This is a genomic window from Micromonospora sp. DT43 (assembly GCF_049841645.1).
Classification (GTDB): Bacteria; Actinomycetota; Actinomycetes; order Mycobacteriales; family Micromonosporaceae; genus Micromonospora.
On the sequence record NZ_JBNCKR010000006.1, the window covers coordinates 192946 to 211179 of the forward strand.

An 18234-nucleotide genomic window follows, 5' to 3' on the forward strand; every position below is an offset into this window, starting at 1 on the left:
CACGACTCAGCCCGCCGGCCAGGAACGGCCGACGGGCTGACGGTGTTCGGGGTGGTCAGCGCCCGGCGGGCTTGAGGCCGAGCGGCTTGCCGAGCAGCGACTCACGGCGCAGCGCCAGCCGGTCGGCGACCGCGCCGAGCGCCTGCGCGGCCGGGGACTCCGGCTCGGCCAGCACGATCGGGTTGCCGGCGTCGCCGGCCTCGCGGACCCGGGTGTCCAGCGGGATCTGACCGAGCAGCGGCACCTGTGCGCCGATGGTCCGGCTCAGCGACTCGGCGACGGCCGTGCCGCCGCCGGCGCCGAAGATCTCCATCCGGGAGCCGTCCGGCAGCTCCAGCCAGGACATGTTCTCGATGACGCCGACGACTCGCTGGTGGGTCTGCAGGGCGATCGCGCCCGCTCGTTCCGCCACCTCGGCGGCGGCGGTCTGCGGTGTGGTGACGATCAGGATCTCCGAGTTGGGCAGCAACTGGGCCAGTGAGATGGCCACGTCGCCGGTGCCCGGGGGCAGGTCGAGCAGGAGCACGTCCAGGTCGCCCCAGTAGACGTCGGCAAGGAACTGCTGCAACGCCCGGTGCAGCATCGGGCCGCGCCACACCACTGCCGCGTTGCCCGAGGTGAACATGCCGATCGAGATCACCTTCACGCCGTGCGACTGCGGCGGCATGATCATGTCTTCGACGCGTGTCGGTCGGGCCTCCGTGCCCAGCATCCGGGGCACCGAGTGGCCGTAGATGTCCGCGTCGACCACGCCCACGGAGAGCCCACGGGCGGCGAGCGCCGCCGCCAGGTTGACCGTCACGCTGGACTTGCCGACACCGCCCTTGCCGCTGGCCACCGCGTACACCCGGGTGCGCGAGCCGGGCTGGGCGAACGGGATGACCGGCTCCTCGCTGGCGCCACCGCCGCGCAGCTGCGACTGCAACGACTGCCGCTGCTCGGGGCTCATCACGCCAAAGTCGATCTCCACGCCGGCCACACCGGGCACCGCCGCCACGGCAGCGGTGATGTCCCCGCGCAGCTTGTCCTTGAGCGGGCAGCCGGCGACGGTGAGCAGCAGCTCGACCCGTACGACGCCGTCGGCGTCGATCGTGGCGGACCGGACCATGCCCAGCTCGGTGATGGGCCGGCGGATCTCCGGGTCGTTGACGGTGGCCAGGGCGGCCTGGATCGCGTCCTCGACGGTGCTCACGGGTGCTGACATGCCCGCAATGCTACGTCGCGGGGCATCCCCTCCGACCGCTGGCCGCGAGTGGTGTGAGCCAAACGATGACCCGTACCCGACCCGCTGATCAACGGTCGGGTCGGGCGTCGCGGGCGAAGTCCCCGTCCAGGTCGTCGCGCGGCTCGTCCAACCCCAGGCCGTCTGTCGCCCGCTGCGCGCGCCGCTCCTGTTGGCCGTCCTTCTCCTGCTGCCGGCGCTCCAGGCGTTGCCGGCGCTGCCCCGCCTCGTCGAGCTCCTCGGCCAGCCGGGTCAGCTCGGAACGGAGGAAGTCGCGGGTGGCCACCTCGCCGAGCGCGATCCGCAGCGCGGCGATCTCCCGTGCCAGGTACTCGGTGTCCGCCTTCTGGGCCGTGGCCCGCCGTCGGTCCTCCTCCAGCGCCAACCGGTCCCGGTCGGCCTGGCGATTCTGGGCCAGCAGGATCAGCGGCGCGGCGTAGCTGGCCTGCAACGACAACACAAGCGTGAGAAACGTGAAGGTGTACGGGTCGAAGCGCAGCTCGGCCGGCGCGAGAGTGTTCCAGCCGAACCAGATCGCGATCACCACGGTCATGACGACGATGAAGTTCGCGGTGCCCATGCCCCGGGCGATGCCCTCCGACCAGCGACCGAACGCCTCTGCGTCGAACCGGGGGAGCTTGATGCCCCGGGGCTCGCGGGGCTGGTCCAGCCGCTCCGTGCGGCGCTGCTCAGCCACCGTCGCCGTCCAGTACCGCGTCGGAGGTGCCCGGGGTGCCCAGGGCGTCCCGGTCTCGCCAGTCCCGGGGCAGCGAGTGGTCCAGCACGTCGTCGACAGTCACGGCGCCGACCAGCCGGTTGCTCCGGTCGATCACCGGCATGGCGACCAGGTCGTAGGTGGCCATCCGGCGGGTGATCTCCGGAAGTGGGGTGGTGGGACGCAGCGGGTCGATGTCGTTGACCACCACCTTGCCCAGCAGGTCGGCGGGTGGTTCCCGCAGCAACGCCTGGAAGTGCACCATGCCCAGGTAGCGGCCGGTCGGGGTGTTCTGCGGTGCCCTGGTCACGAAGACCTGCGCGGCGATGGCGGGGGAGAGCTGCGGCTCCCGGATCCGGGCCAGCGCCTCGGCGACTGTGGCGTCCGGCGGCAGGATGACCGGCTCCGACGTCATCACGCTGCCCGCCGTGCCCGGCGTGTACTTGAGCAGCTGCCGTACCGGGTCGGCCTCGTCCGGCTCCATCAGGTCGAGCAGCACGTCCTGCTCCGGCGGGGGCAGCTCGTTGAGCAGGTCCGCCGCGTCGTCCGGGTCCATCTCCTCCAGCACGTCCGCGGCCCGTTCCCGGTCCAGCGCGGCGAGGATCTCCACCTGGTCGTGCTCCGGCAGCTCGCTGAGCACGTCGGCCAGCCGCTCGTCGTTCAACGCCGCCGCGACCTCGTTGCGCCGCGAGTCGGGCAGGTCCTGCAGGGCGTTGGCCAGGTCGGCCGGGCGCATGTCCTCCAGGACGGCGAGCAGGTTCGCCGTACCCCGGTTGTCGGCGATGCCGCTGAGCCCACGGACCCGGTCCCACTCGACCTGGTGCAGGTGGCCGCGGCGGCTGAGCCGGCCGGTCTGCTCGCGGACCGCGACCCGGCTGAGCGACCACTCACCGCCGCGCGTGCACTCCATCGCGACGTCCACCACAGCGCCGGGCTGGCCGCCCGGTTCGAGCTGTACGCGCCGGTCCAGCAACTCCTGGAGCACCAGCAGTTCGTTCGGGCGCTTCTCGAAGCGGCGCAGGTTGAGGGTGCCGGAGCCGAGGACCACCGCGTCGGCGTCGATCGAGGTGATCCGGTTGATGGACAGGAAGATCCGTCGGCGCATCGGCATCTCGGCGACCAGACCCACCACCTCGGGGGGACGTTTGGTAGCCCGCAGCCGTCCCACGGCGTCACGGACCCGCCCCACCTGGTCGCCGTTCGGATCGAAGACGGCGACTCCGGCGAGACGGGCGATGTAGACCCGGGTCGGCGTGCTCACGGGCACCAGCCTAAGCGCCTAGTGTTTATCAACATGTCGACCTTGGCCTACGAGATCGTGGACGTCTTCACCGACCGCCCGTTCGCCGGCAACCCGCTGGCCGTGGTGTTCGGCGCGGAGGCGCTGGCCACGGAGCAGATGCAGGCGCTCGCACTGGAGTTCAACCTCTCCGAGACGGTGTTCGTGCTGCCACCGACCCAGGTGGGGGCCACCTACCGGGCCCGCATCTTCACGCCGGCCGAGGAGTTGCCGTTCGCCGGGCACCCGAGCGTCGGCGCGGCGGTCACCGCGAGTCGACGCGGGATGTTCGGTGTGGGGCAGGTCACCCAGGAGTGCGGGGCGGGTGTGCTGCCGATCGAGGTGACCGCGTCCGGGGCGACGCTCACCGGAGGCAGCCCCACCCTCGGTCCCGAGCTGGACCCGGAGCCGTTGCTGGAGATCGCCGGGCTGGTCGCGGACGACCATGACCAAGCCGGGCCCGCACCCCGCGTGGCCGGCTGCGGGCTGGAGTTCCCGTACCTGCCGGTCCGCCCGGAGGCGGTGGCCCGGGCGCGGGTGAACCCGGCGGCAGCGGAGCGGTACGGGGTGGCGCACCTGAGCGTCTTCTCCTGGGACGCCGGCACGCAAACCGCGCACGCTCGGGTCTTCGTGCCGGGCATCGGCGTCCCGGAGGACCCGGCGACCGGCTCGGCGGCGCTCGGGCTCGGGGTCTGGCTGGTGGCGACCGGCCTGTTGCCGGGGGAGGGGAAGGCCCACTACGCGGTGCGCCAGGGCATCGAGATGAATCGTCCGTCCGCGCTGGCCTGCACGGTGACCGCGGCGAACGGTGTGGCCGCCGGCGCGACGGTCGCCGGTCAGGTGATGCCGGTGGCCCGGGGCGAGATCGCCGTGCCCCCGTTCGTGGGCTGACTGACGGCGCCGATGCGGGAGAATGTCCGTGTGACGGACGAAGATGCCTCCGGTGGCACGCCGCTTGTCGACGAGGCGATGAAGAAGGCCGCGGTGGCCTGGGTCAGCGTGTCCGGCGGGCCCGCGCTCGCACTCTGGTGCGCCCCGCTGGAGGGCGCGCTCTTCGTGGTGAGCGGGCCGGGCGAGCAGGCCGCGCCGGGGCTGGCCGACGCGACCGAGGCGCAGGTCACCCTGCGCGGCGACCACGGAGGACGGATCGTCACCTGGCCGGCCGGGGTGACCCGACTGGCGCCGGGCACCGACGCGTGGGACACCACCGCGCCGCTGGTGGCGGCCAAGCGCCTGAACGCGCCCGGCCCGACCGCCGATCTGGTGTCCCGCTGGGCCGCCGAGGGTTGCGCGGTGAACCGACTCGCCCCGGCCGGCGAGCCGTTGACCGGCGCCGGCCTGCCGTCCGACGCGCAGGCCGAGCAGCCCCGGGAGACTCCGGCGGTCCGCGCCACCCGCAAGCCGTTCCGCCTGCACCGGGTCCGCCGCCGCTGACTCCCCGGCCCGCCGGCCCGCTGACTCTCCGGCCCGGCCCGGCCCGGCCCGGCCCGCTCCCCGGCTCTCCGGCCCGCTGGCCTGCTGGCCCGTTTGGTCGGCGCGGTCAGGTCGTTGGGCCGGCGACGCCCGAGCCGACGCCGAAGGTGCCCACGCCGACGGTTTCGACGGTGCCCACGAGGTCGAGCACCTCGCGCAGGTCGCCGAGCGTGCAGCCGCGCCATTCCCGGTCTGCGTTGAACACCATGTGCTCGGCCAGGTCCGGCGCGGCCAGCCGGACGGCGGTCAGCCCGGCGCGCTCGGCGCCGGTGAGTTCCTGGCTGCCGCCGTCGCCGACGTACAGGCACTCGTCCGGCGCGAGCCCCAGCCGACGGCACGCGGTCAGGTAGAGCGCCGCGTCCGGCTTGCACCGCCCCACCTGCACCGAGAAGACCTGGACGTCGAGCAGGGGCGCTACGGCGAGCTGCGGCAGGAAGGCCGGCAGTTCGTGCGTACAGTCGCTGATCACGCCGGTGCGCAGGCCGCGCTGGCGCAGCGCCGCGAGCACGGGCACCGCGTCGGCCCGCAGCCGCGTGTCCGCGCGGACCGCGCGGTGCCGGGACGCCACCGCCGCCCGCAGGGCACGGTCACTTGGGTGTACGCCGACCTGGGCACACACCCACCGCAGGGTCGCCTCCGCGTTGCCGAACCGGCCGCTGGCCCGCTCGTAGTAGGTGCGATTCAGCACCTCGGTAAGTGTTTCGGTGGGGCAGCCCAGCAGCTCGGCGGTGCCGAGGTGCGCGGCCCCGCGCTGCACCGAACGGGTGAGCGTGCCGAAGAAGTCGAACAGCACCGCCTGGTAGCTGGGCATGGCGAAGCGCCTCCGGCGGTCGGGGGTCGCCGACGCGGCCCGCGTGATCGTAACGGAGTGCTGACGGTCGGTGCTGTCCGTGATCGTGTGAGGATTGCTTCCCGTGCCCCCTGGAACATCCCGCCGTCCCCTCGATCCGCTGACCACCGGTGCGGTCGGCCTGGCCGTGGTCGCCGTGTCGTCGTCCGCGCCGCTGATCGCGTACGCCGCCGCCCCCGCGCTGGCCATTGCGTTCTGGCGCAACCTGCTCGCGGTCGCCGTGTTGGGTCCGTTCTCCCTGGCGCGGCGCCGGGCGGAGTTCCGCAGGTTGACAGTCGGCGTGGGTCGGCGGGAGGGCCTGTTCTGCGTCCTCTCCGGGGTCGCGCTGGCCGGGCACTTCGCGACCTGGGTACCGAGCGCCAAGCTCACCTCGGTCGCCGCGGCCACCGCGCTGGGCGCCACCCAGCCGGTCTGGCAGGGGCTGATCGCGCGTGCCCAGGGCCGTCGGCTGCCGCCGGTGGTGTGGATGGGCATCGTCGTGGCCGTCGGCGGAGCGGTGATCGCCACCGGCGCCGACGTGGGCATCTCCGGCCGGGCCGTCGTCGGCGACCTGCTGGCGGTGACCGGCGGCATGTTCGCCGCCGTCTACACCGCCTTCGGTGAACGGGCCCGGGCCAGCATCAGCACCACCACCTACACGACCATCTGCTACGGCATCTGCGCGCTGATCCTGCTTGTGGTCTGCCTGGTCGGCGGGGTACGGATGACAGGCTTCGACGGGCGTACCTGGCTGGCGATCCTGGCCCTGGTGGCCGGCGCCCAACTGCTCGGGCACTCGATGTTCAACTACGCCCTGCAGAAGATCCCCGCCACCACGGTGAGCGTGCTGATCCTGCTGGAGGCCCCCGGCGCGGCCCTGCTCGGCTGGGCCTGGCTGGGTCAGCTGCCCCGCCCGTACGCGCTGCTGGGCATGGCGTTGCTCCTTGTCGGAGTCGTGGTGGTGGTGCTGGGCGCCGCCCGCGCCGGCCGCCGAGCGGCGCCACCGACCGCGCTGCCGGCCGATCCCGCTCCACTGGAGGGCTGACGGCTCTCACAGGTACGCCGCGAAGTGCTCCGCCACCAGATCGGTCAACTGGTCGCCGTGGAGGCTGCCGTCGACCCGAATCACCCGTACGCCCAGTCGCTCGGCCTGCACCACCGCGTCCGCCGCCACCAGTTCGTCGCGTGCCCACCGGTTGCGCAGTGCCCGCTCCGGGTCGCTGACCCCGGTGGTGACCGCGCGCGCCCGTGGCAGTCGGTCGATCTGGCGGGCGCGGAACTCGGCGGTCGGCACCAGCACCACCAACTGCCGCAACGACTCGACGACCGGTGCCACCAGTTCGGGGCGCAGTCCCCACCCCTCGGCCACGACCCGGCGGCCGGGCACCAGCGCACTCAGGTCGTCCAGGACCCAGGCGAAGCGGCGGGGGAAAGCGGCCAGCGTGTCGACCGCCATCCGTGCCGGGTCCGTGCGGACCCAGGTGGTTTCCGGATCGGGCCCGGCCGGCGGCTCACCCCGCCGGACTCGGTCGGCGATGCGTCGATCGTCGTGGCCGCGGGCGTCGTGGCGGTCATAGAGGTACGCGGTCAGTCCGTGCCGCAGGGCCAGTTTCACGGCGACTGTGGACTTGCCGGCCCACTGCCCACCACCGATCCAGAGGGCCCGGCGTGCGGTGGCCGTCGCATCGAATTCCATGCCTCGACCCTGACCGGCACACCCGTCAAGATCAAGTCTTGTTCTCGCCGTCACCACGTGATGAAGTGGAGAAAGGAGCAGCGCGGCCTGGGTCGGCGGACCGACCGGGCGGTCAGAGCTCGTGGACCTCGATGACCCGGGTGTTCGGGGCTGCCTCGCCGAGGGCGGCGCGCAGGTCGACTCGCTCTGGGTCGACGAGGAACGACTCGTAGCCGATCCGGTCGTCGAAGGTGATCACGTGTACCTCGGCTTGCCCGTCGGTGTCGCGCAGCCGTCGTTCCAGACGGCCGCCGTGGCGGCCGAGCAGGGCCAGCACGGTGTCCTCGTAGCGCTGCCCGGCGGCCTCGGCCCCGGCCGGATAATCGACGACGGCGACAAGAGTCAGCATGGCGGCCACGCTATCCATCGACGCCGACGGCCGTGGCGCTGGCTTCCCAGAGCCGGGCCGCGAGCTGCGGGTCGGCGGCCTTGCGGTACGGCCGACGCGGCCGGCGGTTGTAGTAGTACGCCCCGTCGATGAGCCGGGCCGGATCCTGGTTGGCCAGCCAGACCAGCGTCTCGGCGGCGCTCTCCGGGCTGCGGAACGGCAGCACCCGCATGCCGAAGGCGACCAGCCTGCTGTCGTTGGCGAACCGCGTCCGCACCACTCCCGGATGAAAGCTGTACGTGCGGATGCCCGGCCAGCGGCGGGCCGCCTCGGCGGTGAACAGGATGTTCGCCTGTTTGCTGCTGCCGTACGCGCCCATCGGCCGGTAACCGCGCAGCGGCTTGTTGAGGTCGTCCGGGTCGAGCGCTCCGAAGCGGTGCGCGCCCGAGGCGGTCACCACGATCCGGCCCACCCGGTCGGCGAGCATGTTGGTCAGCAGGAAGGGGGCCAGGTGGTTGGCCTGGATCGACAGTTCGAAGCCGTCGACGGTGGTGAGCGGTTGGAGCGCGATGGCCCCCGCGTTGTTGGCCAGCACGTCGATCCGGTCGTACGCGTCGCGCAGCCGCCCGGCGAGCCGACGCACGTCGTCGAGGACCGCGAAGTCGGCCCGGAACAGCTCGGGGCGCGCGCCGGAGGTCTCCCGTACCCGTTCCGCCGCGGCCTGGAGGCGGGCCGGGTCCCGCCCGACCAGCACCACCTCGTCACCACGGCACGCGAAGTTCACCGCGGCGGCCAGTCCGATGCCGGAGCTTGCTCCGGTAACCACCACGAGTCGACGCTCAGTGAGATCTTCCACAGGTCCATTCACCCCGGTCATGGCGCGAGGTTACCGTGACGTCACCACACCCTTTGGGATCGTTAAGTTTTCCTCGGAGCCAGGTGGCGTCGGCGTGCCTGCCGGCCGCTGGAAGGAGCACATCCATGGCCGCAGTCGGTCGTCCCCGCCGGTCCTGCCTCGCCGTGCCGGGTTCCAGCGTCAAGATGCTCGGCAAGGCGCAGGGCCTCCCCGCCGACCAGGTCTTCCTCGATCTGGAGGACGCCGTCGCCCCGCTGGCCAAGCCGGACGCGCGCAAGAACATCGTGGCCGCCCTCAACGACGGTGACTGGGCGGGCAAGACCCGGGTGGTCCGGGTCAACGACCTGACGACCCCGTGGACCTACCGGGACGTCATCGAGGTGGTCGAGGGCGCGGGGGCGAACCTCGACTGCATCATGCTGCCGAAGGTGCAGACCGCCGCCCAGGTGCAGTGGCTGGACCTGACGCTCACCCAGATCGAGAAGACGCTCGGTCTCGAGGTCGGCCGGATCGGCATCGAGGCCCAGATCGAGAACGCGGCCGGTCTGGTCAACGTGGACGCGATCGCGGCCGCCTCGCCCCGGGTGGAGACCATCATCTTCGGCCCGGCCGACTTCATGGCGTCGATCAACATGAGGTCGCTTGTGGTCGGCGGCCTGATCCCGGACTACCCGGGCGACCCGTACCACTACATCCTGATGCGGATCCTGATGGCGGCCCGGATGCACGACAAGCAGGCGATCGACGGCCCGTTCCTGCAGATCCGGGATGTGGACGCGTTCCGCGAGGTGGCCAAGCGTTCGGCGGCGCTGGGCTTCGACGGCAAGTGGGTGCTGCACCCGGGCCAGATCGACGCCGCCAACGAGGTCTACCAGCCGGCCCAGGCCGACTACGACCACGCAGAGCTGATCCTCGACGCGTACGAGCACTACACCTCGGAGGCCGGCGGCAAGCTCGGCGCGGTGATGCTCGGCGACGAGATGATCGACGAAGCGTCCCGCAAGATGGCGTTGGTGATCGCCGCCAAGGGCCGCGCCGCCGGGATGAGCCGTACCTCGTCGTTCACCCCGCCAGCCCAGTGACCGGTCACGCCGGGACGGCCGCCGCCGGCCGCGTCAGTAGCTGCTGTCGCTGCCGCTGTCGTTGCCGGTCGTGACCGCGAAGATGATCGCGGCGACGTAGAACGCGATCCCCAGCACCATCAGCGCGGTGACGATCCAGCCGACGATGATGCCGGCCTTCGCCATCCCCTCGCCGCCCTCGCCGCTGGCCCGGATCTGCTTCTGCGCCACGTGACCGAGGATCGCCCCGATCGGCCCGGTGATGCCGCAGGTGGTCAGGCCGGCAAGCGCCAGCACGAGCGCCGCGATGGCGAGCCCGTTGGTCTTCGGCGGCGGCGGGTAGCCGTAACCGGGCGGCGGCGGGTAGCCGGGCGGCGCGTAGGCCCCCGGCGGCAACTGCCCACCCGCGTACGGGTCGACAGGCGCGTACGGATTTCCGGGGCCGGGCTGGGTCGGTACCGGATGGCCGGCCACCAGGGTCGGGTCCGGCGGTGCGCTCGACGGCTGAGCCGACCAGGTGGGGTCGGTCCAATTGCCGGGGGGTGGGGGATTGGTCATGCGAACTCTCCGTCGGCTCGGGTGCGCCGTCAGAGTAGCCAGGGGTGACCAAACCCGATGCCCCCGCTCCCGGGTGCCGCGTTGCTCGGGCCGTTCGTAACGGGCAGGATCCCTGGCATGGCATTAGACGCGCGCGCCGCGGACCGTTCCGGCAGCCGACCGCGACGGGACGTGAGCCGCCCAGGTGTGGGCCGCCGTGGTCGGGCGGTCACACCGGCCGGCGCGGCCGGCCCCGACGACGAGCCGGTCGCACTCACCGACCCGGTGACCATGCGGCTCGACGGGCGGGTCGCCCTGGTGACAGGGGCCGGCAGCCCGGACGGCATCGGGTACGCGACCGCGCGGCGGCTCGCCGACCTGGGGGCGCGGGTGGCAATCGTCAGCACCACCCGGCGCATCCATGAGCGGGCAGGTGAGCTGGGGGTGACCGGGTTCGTCGCGGACCTGACCGACGAGTCCGAGGTCGGCGCGCTTGCCGATGCGGTCGCCGAGCAGTTGGGCGACGTCGAGGTGCTTGTCAACAACGCGGGTCTGGCGAGCCGGGCCAGTCAGGGGGTGCTGCGTCCCGTCGCTCAGCTGACCTACGACGAGTGGCGCGGCGAGATCGACCGCAACCTGTCCACCGCGTTCCTGTGCAGTCGCGCGTTCATCGGCGGCATGGCCGAGCGGGGCTGGGGGCGGATCGTCAACCTCGCGGCCACCGCCGGGCCGGTCAACGCCCTGCCCACCGAGGCCGCGTACGCCGCCGCCAAGGCCGGAGTCGTCGGGCTGACCCGCGCGCTGGCAATGGAGATGATCGCCGACGGGGTGACAGTGAACGCGGTGGCGCCGGGCACCATCTACACGGCGGCGTCCACCATGGCCGAGATCAAGCAGGGTCTGGGCACGCCTGTCGGTCGACCGGGCACCCCGGACGAGGTCGCGGCTGCCATCAGTTTCCTCTGCTCGCCGGCCGCCTCGTACATCACCGGTCAGATGCTTGTGGTGGACGGCGGCAACAGCGTCCGGGAGGCGCGCTTCCGGTGATCGGCCGTGCGGGTCAGTAGCCGCCGCTGTCGCCGTTGTTGCTGAAGATGACGAGCGCCAGCCAGCCGCAGCAGGCCAGCAGGGTCAGCGCCGTGAAGGCGTACCCGAGGATCAGCCCCCAGGTGGCGAGCTGGTCGCCGTCCTCGCCGCTGGTGCGGATCTGTCGCTTGGCCAGGTGGCCGAGGACGGCGCCGGCCGGGGGGAACACGAAGGCGAACACCAGCGCCAGGATCGCCAGCACGTTGGTGCCTCGACCGGGACCGGACGGCGGCGGGCCGTACTGGCCGTAGGGGCCCTGCGGCGGGTACGGCGGCTGCTGCCCCCAGTGCGCCGGCTGATGCGGTCTCTGCTGCTCGTAGGGCGACGGCTCGTCCGCAGGGGGGCCGTACGGGGAGCGTTCCGGCGGCCCGAACGACGACTGGTCCGGCGGCGGTGGGTACGGCGACTGGCCGGCCGGCGGCGGCGCGTACGGCGACTGGTCCCGGGGTGGCTCGTAGGGTGACGGTGGTGGCTCGTCAGACGGGGGGCCCGACGGTGGCGGGTAGCTCACGGCTGGCCTCCTACCGGTGCCGGAAAAGTCCCTCTCGCCGGACGCTACCCGCAGCGGTGAACCTTTTCACAGCTGTTGTGGGGACTGGTCACCTTGGCCGTGGCGCCCGGGAGGCCGATACTGACCGAGCGTTCAGTTACCCATGAGTAGTGCGCGGATCTCCGGAGGCTGAGATGGCCCGACTCGCCCAGACGCCCGGCCTGACCGATGTGCAGCGATCGATCCTGGAGACGGTCCGGGAGTTCGCCGACAAGGAGATCATCCCGCACGCCCAGCGGCTGGAGCACGCCGACGAGTACCCCACCGACATCCTCGACGGGATGCGCGAGATGGGGCTGTTCGGGCTCACCATCGACGAGGAGTACGGCGGGCTCGGCGAGTCGCTGCTCACGTACGCCCTCGTCGTGGAGCAGCTGTCCCGGGGCTGGATGTCGATCTCCGGCATCGTCAACACCCACTTCATCGTGGCGTACCTGATCTCCCAGCACGGCTCCGCCGAGCAGAAGGCCCGCCTGCTGCCGAGGATGGCCACCGGCGAGGTGCGCGGCGCGTTCTCGATGTCCGAGCCCGAGACCGGCTCCGACGTCTCGGCGATCAAGTCCCGGGCCGTCCGCGACGGCGACAACTACGTGCTCAACGGGCAGAAGATGTGGCTGACCAACGGGGCGTACTCCTCGGTGGTGGCCACCCTGGTCAAGACCGACACCGGCGCCGAGTCGGTGTACGGCAACATGAGCACCTTCCTGCTGGAGAAGGAGCCGGGCTTCGGCGAGACCGCCCCCGGCCTCACCATCCCCGGCAAGATCGAAAAAATGGGTTACAAGGGCGTCGAGACCACCGAGATGGTGCTCGACGGGGTGACCGTGCCCGACTCGGCCATCCTCGGCGGCGCCGACAGGGTGGGCCGTGGCTTCTACCAGATGATGGACGGCATCGAGGTGGGCCGCGTCAACGTGGCCGCCCGCGCCTGCGGCATCTCCATCCGCGCCTTCGAGCTGGCCGTCACGTACGCCCAGCAGCGCAAGACCTTCGGCCAGCCCTTGGCCAAGCATCAGGCGATCGCCTTCAAGCTCGCCGAGATGGGCACGAAGATCGAGGCCGCGCACGCCCTCATGGTCAACGCCGCACGCCTCAAGGACGCCGGCCAGCGCAACGACGTCGAGGCCGGAATGGCCAAGCTGCTCGCCTCCGAATACTGCGCCGAGGTCGTCCAGGAGGCGTTCCGCATCCACGGCGGCTACGGCTACTCCAAGGAGTACGAGATCGAGCGGCTGATGCGCGAGGCCCCGTTCCTGCTCATCGGGGAGGGCACCTCGGAGATCCAGAAGACCATCATCTCCCGCGGGCTGCTCAAGGAGTACAAGCTCTGAGCGACCCCTGCCGTGGCTCGTTGGCCAGGTCCTGCGGTCGGAACCGGTAGTCGTCGAGGGCGGCAATCAGACGATCCTCCGGCACCGCCGTGTCCCTGCCACCGACCACCGGCGCGGGCCGTAGCGACCGCCAGACCGCCGGCCGCAGCCGTACGCCATCCAGTCGGCCGTTGCGCCGGTGCGGGCTGACCCGGTCGATGTTCGTCCAGTCCAGAGCTGTGCGGCCGTGCCGGATCGCGCTGACGGTAAGCGCCAACCGGCCGGTGAACCGCGCCTCCTCATAGGCCGTCCGACCGGTCCAGACCGCGAACCCGACGACGAGCACCGGCCGGACAATGTCGACCCAGCGGCCGTGCGGAGGCAGGCTGGCGAGCAGGCACCCGCCGATGACGATCAACTGGATCGCCCCCGCCACCAGGTCGACCCACCCGGCGAGCGACCGACGTGCCACCAGGCCCGGTTCGACCGTGTCCAGGCCGGCGACACGCTCCCGCCAGCGCAGGTGGCCGTCCCGCCGTGGCCACCACCGCCCGCTCAGCAGTCGGGCGCCGATGGTCAGCCAGACCGTCAGACTCACGATGGCGGAGTCGATCGGAGGCACCAGCAGCAGCCCACCGGCGACCCCCGCCGTCACCGCCATCGCGGTCGCCAGAGCCGAGACCCGGCGCAACCAGAGCCCATCGCCAAGCGAAGGCACGCGACCGAGCCGCAGAAGGACCATGCCGCGAGGGTACGACCACCGGGGAACTAGGACAGGCGGGTCAGGTTGGCGGCGGCGCGCTCGACGATGAGGCAGCGGTCCTCGACATAGTCCATCCCGGCCTCCTCGGCGATCCGTCGCGCCTCGGCCGAGACGATGCCCAGTTGCAGCCAGACCGCGGGGGCACCGATCGCCGCCGCGTCCCGGACCACCTGCACGGCGTCGGCCGCCGGCCGGAACACGTCCACCAGATCCACCGGGTGCGGGATGTCGGCAAGCGTCGGGTACGCCCGCTCGCCGAACAGTTCGTCGACGGTCGGGTTGACCGGGATGATCCGCCAGCCGTACTGCTGCATCTGCAACGGCACACCGTGCGCGGCCTTGCGCGGGTCGCGCGACGCGCCCACGACGGCGATGACTGCGGAGTCGGCGAGGATCTGCTGAGCGGTACGCACCCGCCGACTGTAACGCCGCCGTTCGCTCAGAGCAGGGTCAGCTGCTCGGCGGCCGGCGGGGGCGGCGGCTCGGGCAGGCGACGGTTGTCGCCCACCTCACCCCGGTGCAGCCCGTGGCGGCGGGCGGCGATCCGCACCCGCGCGGTCAGCTCCCGCTGGTACGCCTGCGGGGCGTACGCGCCTGCCCGGTAGAGCTCGCGGTAGCGGGGCACGAGGTGCGGATGGTCCTGGGCGAGCCACTGCGCGTACCACTCCCGGGCACCGGGGCGCAGGTGCAGCGCCAGCGGCGTCACGCTTGTCGCCCCGGCGGCCGCGATTGCCGCCACCGTCGCGTCGATCGACTCGTCGCCGTCGCTCAGCCCGGGCAGGATCGGCGCCATCAGCACCCCGACCTCGAAGCCGGCGTCGGTGAGCCGGCGGACCGCGTCCAGCCGGCGGCTCGGATGCGGCGTGCCCGGCTCGACGCCACGCCAGAGCTGTTCGTCGACGAAGCCCACCGAGTAGGAGATGCCGACCCGGGTCACCTCGGCGGCCTCGCGCAGCAGGGGCAGGTCGCGCAGGATCAGCGTGCCCTTGGTGAGGATGGAGAACGGGTTGGCGAAGTCGCGCAGCGCGGCGATGATCTGGGGCATGAGCCGGTAACGGCCCTCGGCCCGCTGGTAGCAGTCCACGTTGGTGCCCATCGCCACGTGCGCGCCCCGCCACTTCGGCGCGGCCAACTCCCGGCGGACCAGCTCACCCGCGTTGACCTTGACGATCACCTGCCGGTCGAAATCGGCGCCGGCATCGAGATCGAGATAGGTGTGCGTGTTACGGGCAAAGCAGTTGTGGCTCACCACTCCGTTGGCGATGAAGTCGCCGGTGCCGGTGGTGATGTCCCACAGGGGTAGCTCCAGCCCGAGCGGTTGGATGCCCACCACCTTGAGTGCGCTCTGATTCTTCAGTGCGGCGCCCTCGATCGACCGCTTGCGGGTGATGGCCGGGTCGGTCAGGTGAAAGAACCGGAGCCGGGCTGCCAGGCCGCCGGTCACCCTGACGGTCCGCACACGGTTAGGTAGGCCGGGATCTTCTTGTACGCAGGCGAACCCGAAGTGCCGTAGCGCTGCCGTCGTCTGGTCGAGGATGGCGTCGTCGCTGTTGCTGATGCGCAGGATGCCTTTGCTGCAACTGCCCTCCGCGTCGAAGATGCCGGCCAGGAAGCCGAGTCGCCACTCGTCGCTGGGGCTGACCGGCCATTGGATCAGTTCGGTGATCCTCTCAATGTCCCGCCCTTTGGAGGTGCGGATGGCAGACAGGGCTCGGCGACTGCCGCTCGCCGGAGAGAAGGAGAAGCGCGTGGTTTCGATGCCTTCCTGGGCAAGATATCGCTCACTCCGACTCAATGCCTCGTCGTCGATCAGCGCCAGACGAAACCGGTGCACGACCCCATAGGCGTACGAGAAGGTGCCCAGATGCGCGTCCCCGCGGATCATGCCGCAGAGGTAACCCCGCCGGTAGTCGGGTGACTCCTTGGGCCCGGTCGCGAACCCGCCCGTACCGATCAGGCGGTTGTTGGTGGTCAGGTAGGGGCGTTGGCCAACGCCCTGCATGGCCCCGGTGACGTACTTCCAGCCACGATCCGAAAGGAACCGGTGGTCCCCACTGGTGACGAGCGTGGTGCCGTCCGCAAGTGCGACTCGGTACGCAGGCTTCACGGTGGACCACTTGTCGAGCACCGTGGTGACGACGTAGCGCCGGTAGGCGCCGCGTCGTTCCGTTCCGTAGATCCGGTCGCCCGGCTCCAATTCGCTGATCGGTTTGGTGCGACCGTCAGCCATCAGGATCGGGGTGTCTGCACCCAGGCAGTACACACACGCATGGGAGCAGCCCCGGTACGGGTTGATGGTCCACTCGAAGGGGACGCGGGACTGGCCGGGCACCCGGTTGAGGATGGATTTGGCCTGCACCTCGTAGAAGGTCATCCCGGCGAACTCGGGGGTGTCGAAGGTGCGCACGACGGCGCCGGGCAGCGCCAGCGGCAGGGGTGGCGTCGCTGGCGCTGCCCGCTCGGGGTCTCCCTCAGCCGGGGGAGCGGTGAGGTTGTCCCAGCGCATGGCCACTATTCGAACACGTGTACGAGGTGCGCGCAAGTGACGCGCCGGACACCGGAGCCCAAGGGGCGGTCGCGCGGGGGAGGATGGACACCATGGAGAGGTCGACCTTCGTCTACGACGGGGACTGCGCGTTCTGCACGAGCTGCGCGGAGTTCATCGAGCGCCGCATCCCCACCGCCGCCCGGGTGGTGCCCTGGCAGTTCGCCGACCTGGACGCGCTCGGTCTCACGGCCGCGCAGTGCGAGGAGGCCGTGCAGTGGGTCGGCGCGGACGGCTCACGCGCCGCCGGGCCGGACGCCATCGCGAAGCTGCTCGCCGCGAGTGGTCCGCTCTGGCGGGTCGCCGGGGCCGGGCTGCGGTTCCCGCCGGCGCGCGCGGTGGCCTGGCCCGCGTACCGCTGGGTGGCGCGCAACCGGCACCGACTCCCCGGTGGTACGGCGGCGTGCTCCCTGCCGCAGGAGGCCCGGGACCGGCTCTACGGGCCGGCCGGCCGCCCGAGCACCGGGGCCTGATCGTCGAGCGGCGTCGGCTTCGTGCCGGCGCCGACCCGCTCCTGATCTGGTGGCGTCGCCGCGGTGTCGACGTCCGTCGAGGTCGATCCTGAGGTGTCGCGGCCGGCGAGCCGGCGGGCCCAGACCAGCGGGCGGACCCGCTCCAGCGGCAGGAAGCTCGTCATCGCGGCGAGGTGCGGCGCGAACGAGATCGTGATGGTCGCGATTGTCACCACGTGGAACGAGTAGAAGAAGCCGACCATGGCCAGTCGCCAGCGGGCCGGCAGCAGGAACACCACGGGGCTGAACAGTTCGAAGGCCACGATGCCGAACTGGGCCACGATCAGCAGGTACGGCACCTGGGCGATCAGGTCCGCCAGGTCGGTGCCGCGTCGGATGATGGCCCGCGCCAGCACCGAGCCGGTCAGCCAGTCCGGGCCGCCGAAGCGCAGCTTGGCCCAGGCCGCCAGGAAGTACGTGCAGATCACCGCGATCTGGGTGACCCGAAGTGCCCAGCCACCGGCCTCGGTGCGGGTGGTGTCGCCGTGGCGCGCCCGGCCGGCGGTGGGCAGCACGGCCAGTGCGACGAGCAGCCCGAACCGGTCGTGGTCGACCTTTCCGTAGCTCATCGCGATGATCATCCACTCGAGGTAGAGCGCACAGACCGACCAGCCGAGCAGTCTGGGCGCCCGGCCGCTCGCGGCGAGCAGGGCGAGCAGCAGCAGCGCCCAGAAGATCACCGCCACGGCCGTGGGGGTCGGCGTCGGCAGTGGGAGCAGGCGGCCGATCAGCAGAGGCTGGTACAGCTCGCCGGGCACGCTGGCCCTGGTGCGTACCCACGGGGTGAAGACCACCAGGTCGGCGGCGACGAAGAGGTAGATCAGGGTGCGGAAGGCGGCGATCCGGCCGCGCGGCACCGCCTCGGTCAGCCAGCCGCTCATCGGGCCACCTGCCAGCGGACCACTGTCTCGTCGGTGTGCTTTCCGGTGGGCCGGCCGGCGCGGATGCCGTGCCAGCGGATGACGATGCGAACCTCGACAAGCGCCGGGGCGTCCGGGTGGCGTTCGGCGTACGCGTCGGCGACCTCGGCGAGCAACGTCGGGTCGGCGGCGTACCGGTCCTGCTGGCCCTCGATCTCGGCGCGGCGGATGCCTGTCGCGTTCTGGTCGAGATCGACCACGGCACCGGTGCTGTTCACCCCCTCCACGCGCGTGTCCGGAGCGGGTGCGTTCGGCGGGTTCGAGGTGGCGTACATCCGGAACGGGCCGAACGGGAAGTCGTCGTCGCTGCCCCAGAACGTGCCGAGCAGCAGCAGGACGAGACCGAGGGCTGTCGCGCCCAGCCGGGTCGCGCGCCCGCGGGTGGTGAGGGTCTCCATCGGGTGGTGACGATACGGGATGTACCGGCCGCGCCGGGTCCCACCGACGGTCAGTTCCGCCTGCCCAGGTCGGTGATCATGCGCGGGTGCCCGGGTACGACGAAGGGCCGGACCC

At 71.7% G+C, this 18234-nt stretch carries 21 protein-coding genes; 7 read left to right on the top strand and 14 right to left on the bottom strand.

Annotation, left to right across the window (positions count from 1 at the left end):
* Positions 1–55: 55 nt before the first annotated feature.
* The 3 genes from ACLQ26_RS17110 to ACLQ26_RS17120 all read right to left on the bottom strand — a co-directional run bounded on the left by ACLQ26_RS17110 (position 56) and on the right by ACLQ26_RS17120 (position 3198).
* Positions 56–1204 carry an Mrp/NBP35 family ATP-binding protein gene (locus ACLQ26_RS17110; RefSeq protein WP_425745349.1) on the bottom strand — a complete coding sequence of 383 codons (1149 nt, stop codon included), beginning with the start codon at positions 1202–1204 and terminating at the stop codon, positions 56–58.
* An 88-nt stretch (positions 1205–1292) separates the two neighbouring features.
* Positions 1293–1919, bottom strand: a complete 627-nt coding sequence (locus ACLQ26_RS17115) for a DUF1003 domain-containing protein (protein WP_007455258.1) — start codon at positions 1917–1919, stop codon at positions 1293–1295.
* The gene (locus ACLQ26_RS17120; protein ID WP_425745350.1) at positions 1912–3198 is read right to left on the bottom strand and encodes a magnesium transporter MgtE N-terminal domain-containing protein; all 1287 of its coding nucleotides are present in this window, start codon (positions 3196–3198) and stop codon (positions 1912–1914) included. Before ACLQ26_RS17120 ends, ACLQ26_RS17115 begins: the two co-directional genes overlap by 8 nt.
* A 33-nt stretch (positions 3199–3231) precedes the next feature.
* Between ACLQ26_RS17120 and ACLQ26_RS17125 the strand changes: the two genes are divergently transcribed.
* Positions 3232–4107 carry a PhzF family phenazine biosynthesis protein gene (locus ACLQ26_RS17125; protein WP_425745351.1) on the top strand — a complete coding sequence of 292 codons (876 nt, stop codon included), beginning with the start codon at positions 3232–3234 and terminating at the stop codon, positions 4105–4107.
* A 12-nt stretch (positions 4108–4119) separates the two neighbouring features.
* Positions 4120–4650 carry a hypothetical protein gene (locus ACLQ26_RS17130; RefSeq protein ID WP_425745352.1) on the top strand — a complete coding sequence of 177 codons (531 nt, stop codon included), beginning with the start codon at positions 4120–4122 and terminating at the stop codon, positions 4648–4650.
* A 106-nt stretch (positions 4651–4756) separates the two neighbouring features.
* Here ACLQ26_RS17130 and ACLQ26_RS17135 read toward each other — a convergent pair whose 3' ends face one another.
* On the bottom strand, positions 4757–5500 hold the full coding sequence (locus ACLQ26_RS17135) for an HAD family hydrolase (protein ID WP_425745353.1): 744 nt from the start codon (positions 5498–5500) through the stop codon (positions 4757–4759).
* Between the two features lie 94 nt (positions 5501–5594).
* Between ACLQ26_RS17135 and ACLQ26_RS17140 the strand changes: the two genes are divergently transcribed.
* On the top strand, positions 5595–6563 hold the full coding sequence (locus tag ACLQ26_RS17140; protein ID WP_425745354.1) for a DMT family transporter: 969 nt from the start codon (positions 5595–5597) through the stop codon (positions 6561–6563).
* 6 nt (positions 6564–6569) lie between these two features.
* Here ACLQ26_RS17140 and ACLQ26_RS17145 read toward each other — a convergent pair whose 3' ends face one another.
* From ACLQ26_RS17145 to ACLQ26_RS17155, 3 genes are all read right to left on the bottom strand, one after another.
* Complete coding sequence (locus ACLQ26_RS17145) at positions 6570–7214, bottom strand: hypothetical protein (RefSeq protein WP_425745355.1); 645 nt, start codon at positions 7212–7214, stop codon at positions 6570–6572.
* Between the two features lie 112 nt (positions 7215–7326).
* Positions 7327–7602, bottom strand: a complete 276-nt coding sequence (locus ACLQ26_RS17150; protein ID WP_425745356.1) for a hypothetical protein — start codon at positions 7600–7602, stop codon at positions 7327–7329.
* Between the two features lie 10 nt (positions 7603–7612).
* Complete coding sequence (locus ACLQ26_RS17155) at positions 7613–8437, bottom strand: SDR family NAD(P)-dependent oxidoreductase (RefSeq protein WP_425745502.1); 825 nt, start codon at positions 8435–8437, stop codon at positions 7613–7615.
* A gap of 125 nt (positions 8438–8562) precedes the next feature.
* On the opposite strand from ACLQ26_RS17155, the gene ACLQ26_RS17160 reads away from it, so the two are divergent.
* On the top strand, positions 8563–9519 hold the full coding sequence (locus ACLQ26_RS17160) for an HpcH/HpaI aldolase/citrate lyase family protein (protein ID WP_425745357.1): 957 nt from the start codon (positions 8563–8565) through the stop codon (positions 9517–9519).
* A gap of 33 nt (positions 9520–9552) precedes the next feature.
* On the opposite strand, the gene ACLQ26_RS17165 is transcribed toward ACLQ26_RS17160, so the two are convergent.
* Positions 9553–10056: a DUF4190 domain-containing protein gene (locus ACLQ26_RS17165; protein ID WP_425745358.1), complete on the bottom strand. Its 504-nt coding sequence runs from the start codon at positions 10054–10056 to the stop codon at positions 9553–9555.
* A gap of 186 nt (positions 10057–10242) precedes the next feature.
* On the opposite strand from ACLQ26_RS17165, the gene ACLQ26_RS17170 reads away from it, so the two are divergent.
* On the top strand, positions 10243–11082 hold the full coding sequence (locus ACLQ26_RS17170; RefSeq protein WP_425745503.1) for an SDR family NAD(P)-dependent oxidoreductase: 840 nt from the start codon (positions 10243–10245) through the stop codon (positions 11080–11082).
* 13 nt (positions 11083–11095) lie between these two features.
* Here the strand turns inward: ACLQ26_RS17170 and ACLQ26_RS17175 are convergent, their stop codons facing one another.
* The gene (locus ACLQ26_RS17175; RefSeq protein ID WP_425745359.1) at positions 11096–11632 is read right to left on the bottom strand and encodes a DUF4190 domain-containing protein; all 537 of its coding nucleotides are present in this window, start codon (positions 11630–11632) and stop codon (positions 11096–11098) included.
* 173 nt (positions 11633–11805) lie between these two features.
* Here ACLQ26_RS17175 and ACLQ26_RS17180 point away from each other — a divergent pair, with 173 nt between their 5' ends.
* Entirely contained in the window at positions 11806–13002 is a 1197-nt protein-coding gene (locus tag ACLQ26_RS17180) for an acyl-CoA dehydrogenase family protein (protein ID WP_425745360.1), read from the top strand.
* On the opposite strand, the gene ACLQ26_RS17185 is transcribed toward ACLQ26_RS17180, so the two are convergent.
* Genes ACLQ26_RS17185 through ACLQ26_RS17195 form a run of 3 tightly spaced genes read right to left on the bottom strand, consistent with a single transcriptional unit; the run spans position 12983 to position 16250 of the window.
* Complete coding sequence (locus ACLQ26_RS17185) at positions 12983–13723, bottom strand: hypothetical protein (protein WP_425745361.1); 741 nt, start codon at positions 13721–13723, stop codon at positions 12983–12985. The genes ACLQ26_RS17180 and ACLQ26_RS17185 overlap by 20 nt on opposite strands.
* A gap of 26 nt (positions 13724–13749) precedes the next feature.
* On the bottom strand, positions 13750–14157 hold the full coding sequence (locus ACLQ26_RS17190) for a CoA-binding protein (protein ID WP_425745362.1): 408 nt from the start codon (positions 14155–14157) through the stop codon (positions 13750–13752).
* Between the two features lie 26 nt (positions 14158–14183).
* Positions 14184–16250, bottom strand: a complete 2067-nt coding sequence (locus ACLQ26_RS17195) for an intein-containing Rv2578c family radical SAM protein (protein ID WP_425745363.1) — start codon at positions 16248–16250, stop codon at positions 14184–14186.
* 92 nt (positions 16251–16342) lie between these two features.
* Here ACLQ26_RS17195 and ACLQ26_RS17200 point away from each other — a divergent pair, with 92 nt between their 5' ends.
* Positions 16343–16762: a thiol-disulfide oxidoreductase DCC family protein gene (locus ACLQ26_RS17200; RefSeq protein WP_425745364.1), complete on the top strand. Its 420-nt coding sequence runs from the start codon at positions 16343–16345 to the stop codon at positions 16760–16762.
* Here the strand turns inward: ACLQ26_RS17200 and ACLQ26_RS17205 are convergent.
* Positions 16726–17682, bottom strand: coding sequence for an HTTM domain-containing protein (locus ACLQ26_RS17205; protein ID WP_425745365.1), 957 nt, complete (start codon positions 17680–17682; stop codon positions 16726–16728). The two genes, ACLQ26_RS17200 and ACLQ26_RS17205, sit on opposite strands and share 37 nt — an antisense overlap.
* A complete protein-coding gene (locus ACLQ26_RS17210) occupies positions 17679–18119 on the bottom strand; it encodes a hypothetical protein (RefSeq protein WP_425745366.1) in 441 nt (146 codons plus the stop codon). Before ACLQ26_RS17210 ends, ACLQ26_RS17205 begins: the two co-directional genes overlap by 4 nt.
* Between the last annotated feature and the right edge of the window lie 115 nt (positions 18120–18234).

Bases quoted from the DNA above. Each gene is read 5' to 3' on its own strand.
- ACLQ26_RS17165 (WP_425745358.1), bottom strand. From the start codon at position 10,056: ATGACCAATCCCCCACCCCCCGGCAATTGGACCGACCCCACCTGGTCG.
- ACLQ26_RS17210 (WP_425745366.1), bottom strand. From the start codon at position 18,119: ATGGAGACCCTCACCACCCGCGGGCGCGCGACCCGGCTGGGCGCGACA.
- ACLQ26_RS17200 (WP_425745364.1), top strand. From the start codon at position 16,343: ATGGAGAGGTCGACCTTCGTCTACGACGGGGACTGCGCGTTCTGCACG.
- ACLQ26_RS17110 (WP_425745349.1), bottom strand. From the start codon at position 1,204: ATGTCAGCACCCGTGAGCACCGTCGAGGACGCGATCCAGGCCGCCCTG.
- ACLQ26_RS17125 (WP_425745351.1), top strand. From the start codon at position 3,232: ATGTCGACCTTGGCCTACGAGATCGTGGACGTCTTCACCGACCGCCCG.
- ACLQ26_RS17180 (WP_425745360.1), top strand. From the start codon at position 11,806: ATGGCCCGACTCGCCCAGACGCCCGGCCTGACCGATGTGCAGCGATCG.
- ACLQ26_RS17135 (WP_425745353.1), bottom strand. From the start codon at position 5,500: ATGCCCAGCTACCAGGCGGTGCTGTTCGACTTCTTCGGCACGCTCACC.
- ACLQ26_RS17150 (WP_425745356.1), bottom strand. From the start codon at position 7,602: ATGCTGACTCTTGTCGCCGTCGTCGATTATCCGGCCGGGGCCGAGGCC.
- ACLQ26_RS17145 (WP_425745355.1), bottom strand. From the start codon at position 7,214: ATGGAATTCGATGCGACGGCCACCGCACGCCGGGCCCTCTGGATCGGT.
- ACLQ26_RS17195 (WP_425745363.1), bottom strand. From the start codon at position 16,250: ATGCGCTGGGACAACCTCACCGCTCCCCCGGCTGAGGGAGACCCCGAG.
- ACLQ26_RS17160 (WP_425745357.1), top strand. From the start codon at position 8,563: ATGGCCGCAGTCGGTCGTCCCCGCCGGTCCTGCCTCGCCGTGCCGGGT.
- ACLQ26_RS17130 (WP_425745352.1), top strand. From the start codon at position 4,120: ATGCGGGAGAATGTCCGTGTGACGGACGAAGATGCCTCCGGTGGCACG.
- ACLQ26_RS17185 (WP_425745361.1), bottom strand. From the start codon at position 13,723: ATGGTCCTTCTGCGGCTCGGTCGCGTGCCTTCGCTTGGCGATGGGCTC.
- ACLQ26_RS17205 (WP_425745365.1), bottom strand. From the start codon at position 17,682: ATGAGCGGCTGGCTGACCGAGGCGGTGCCGCGCGGCCGGATCGCCGCC.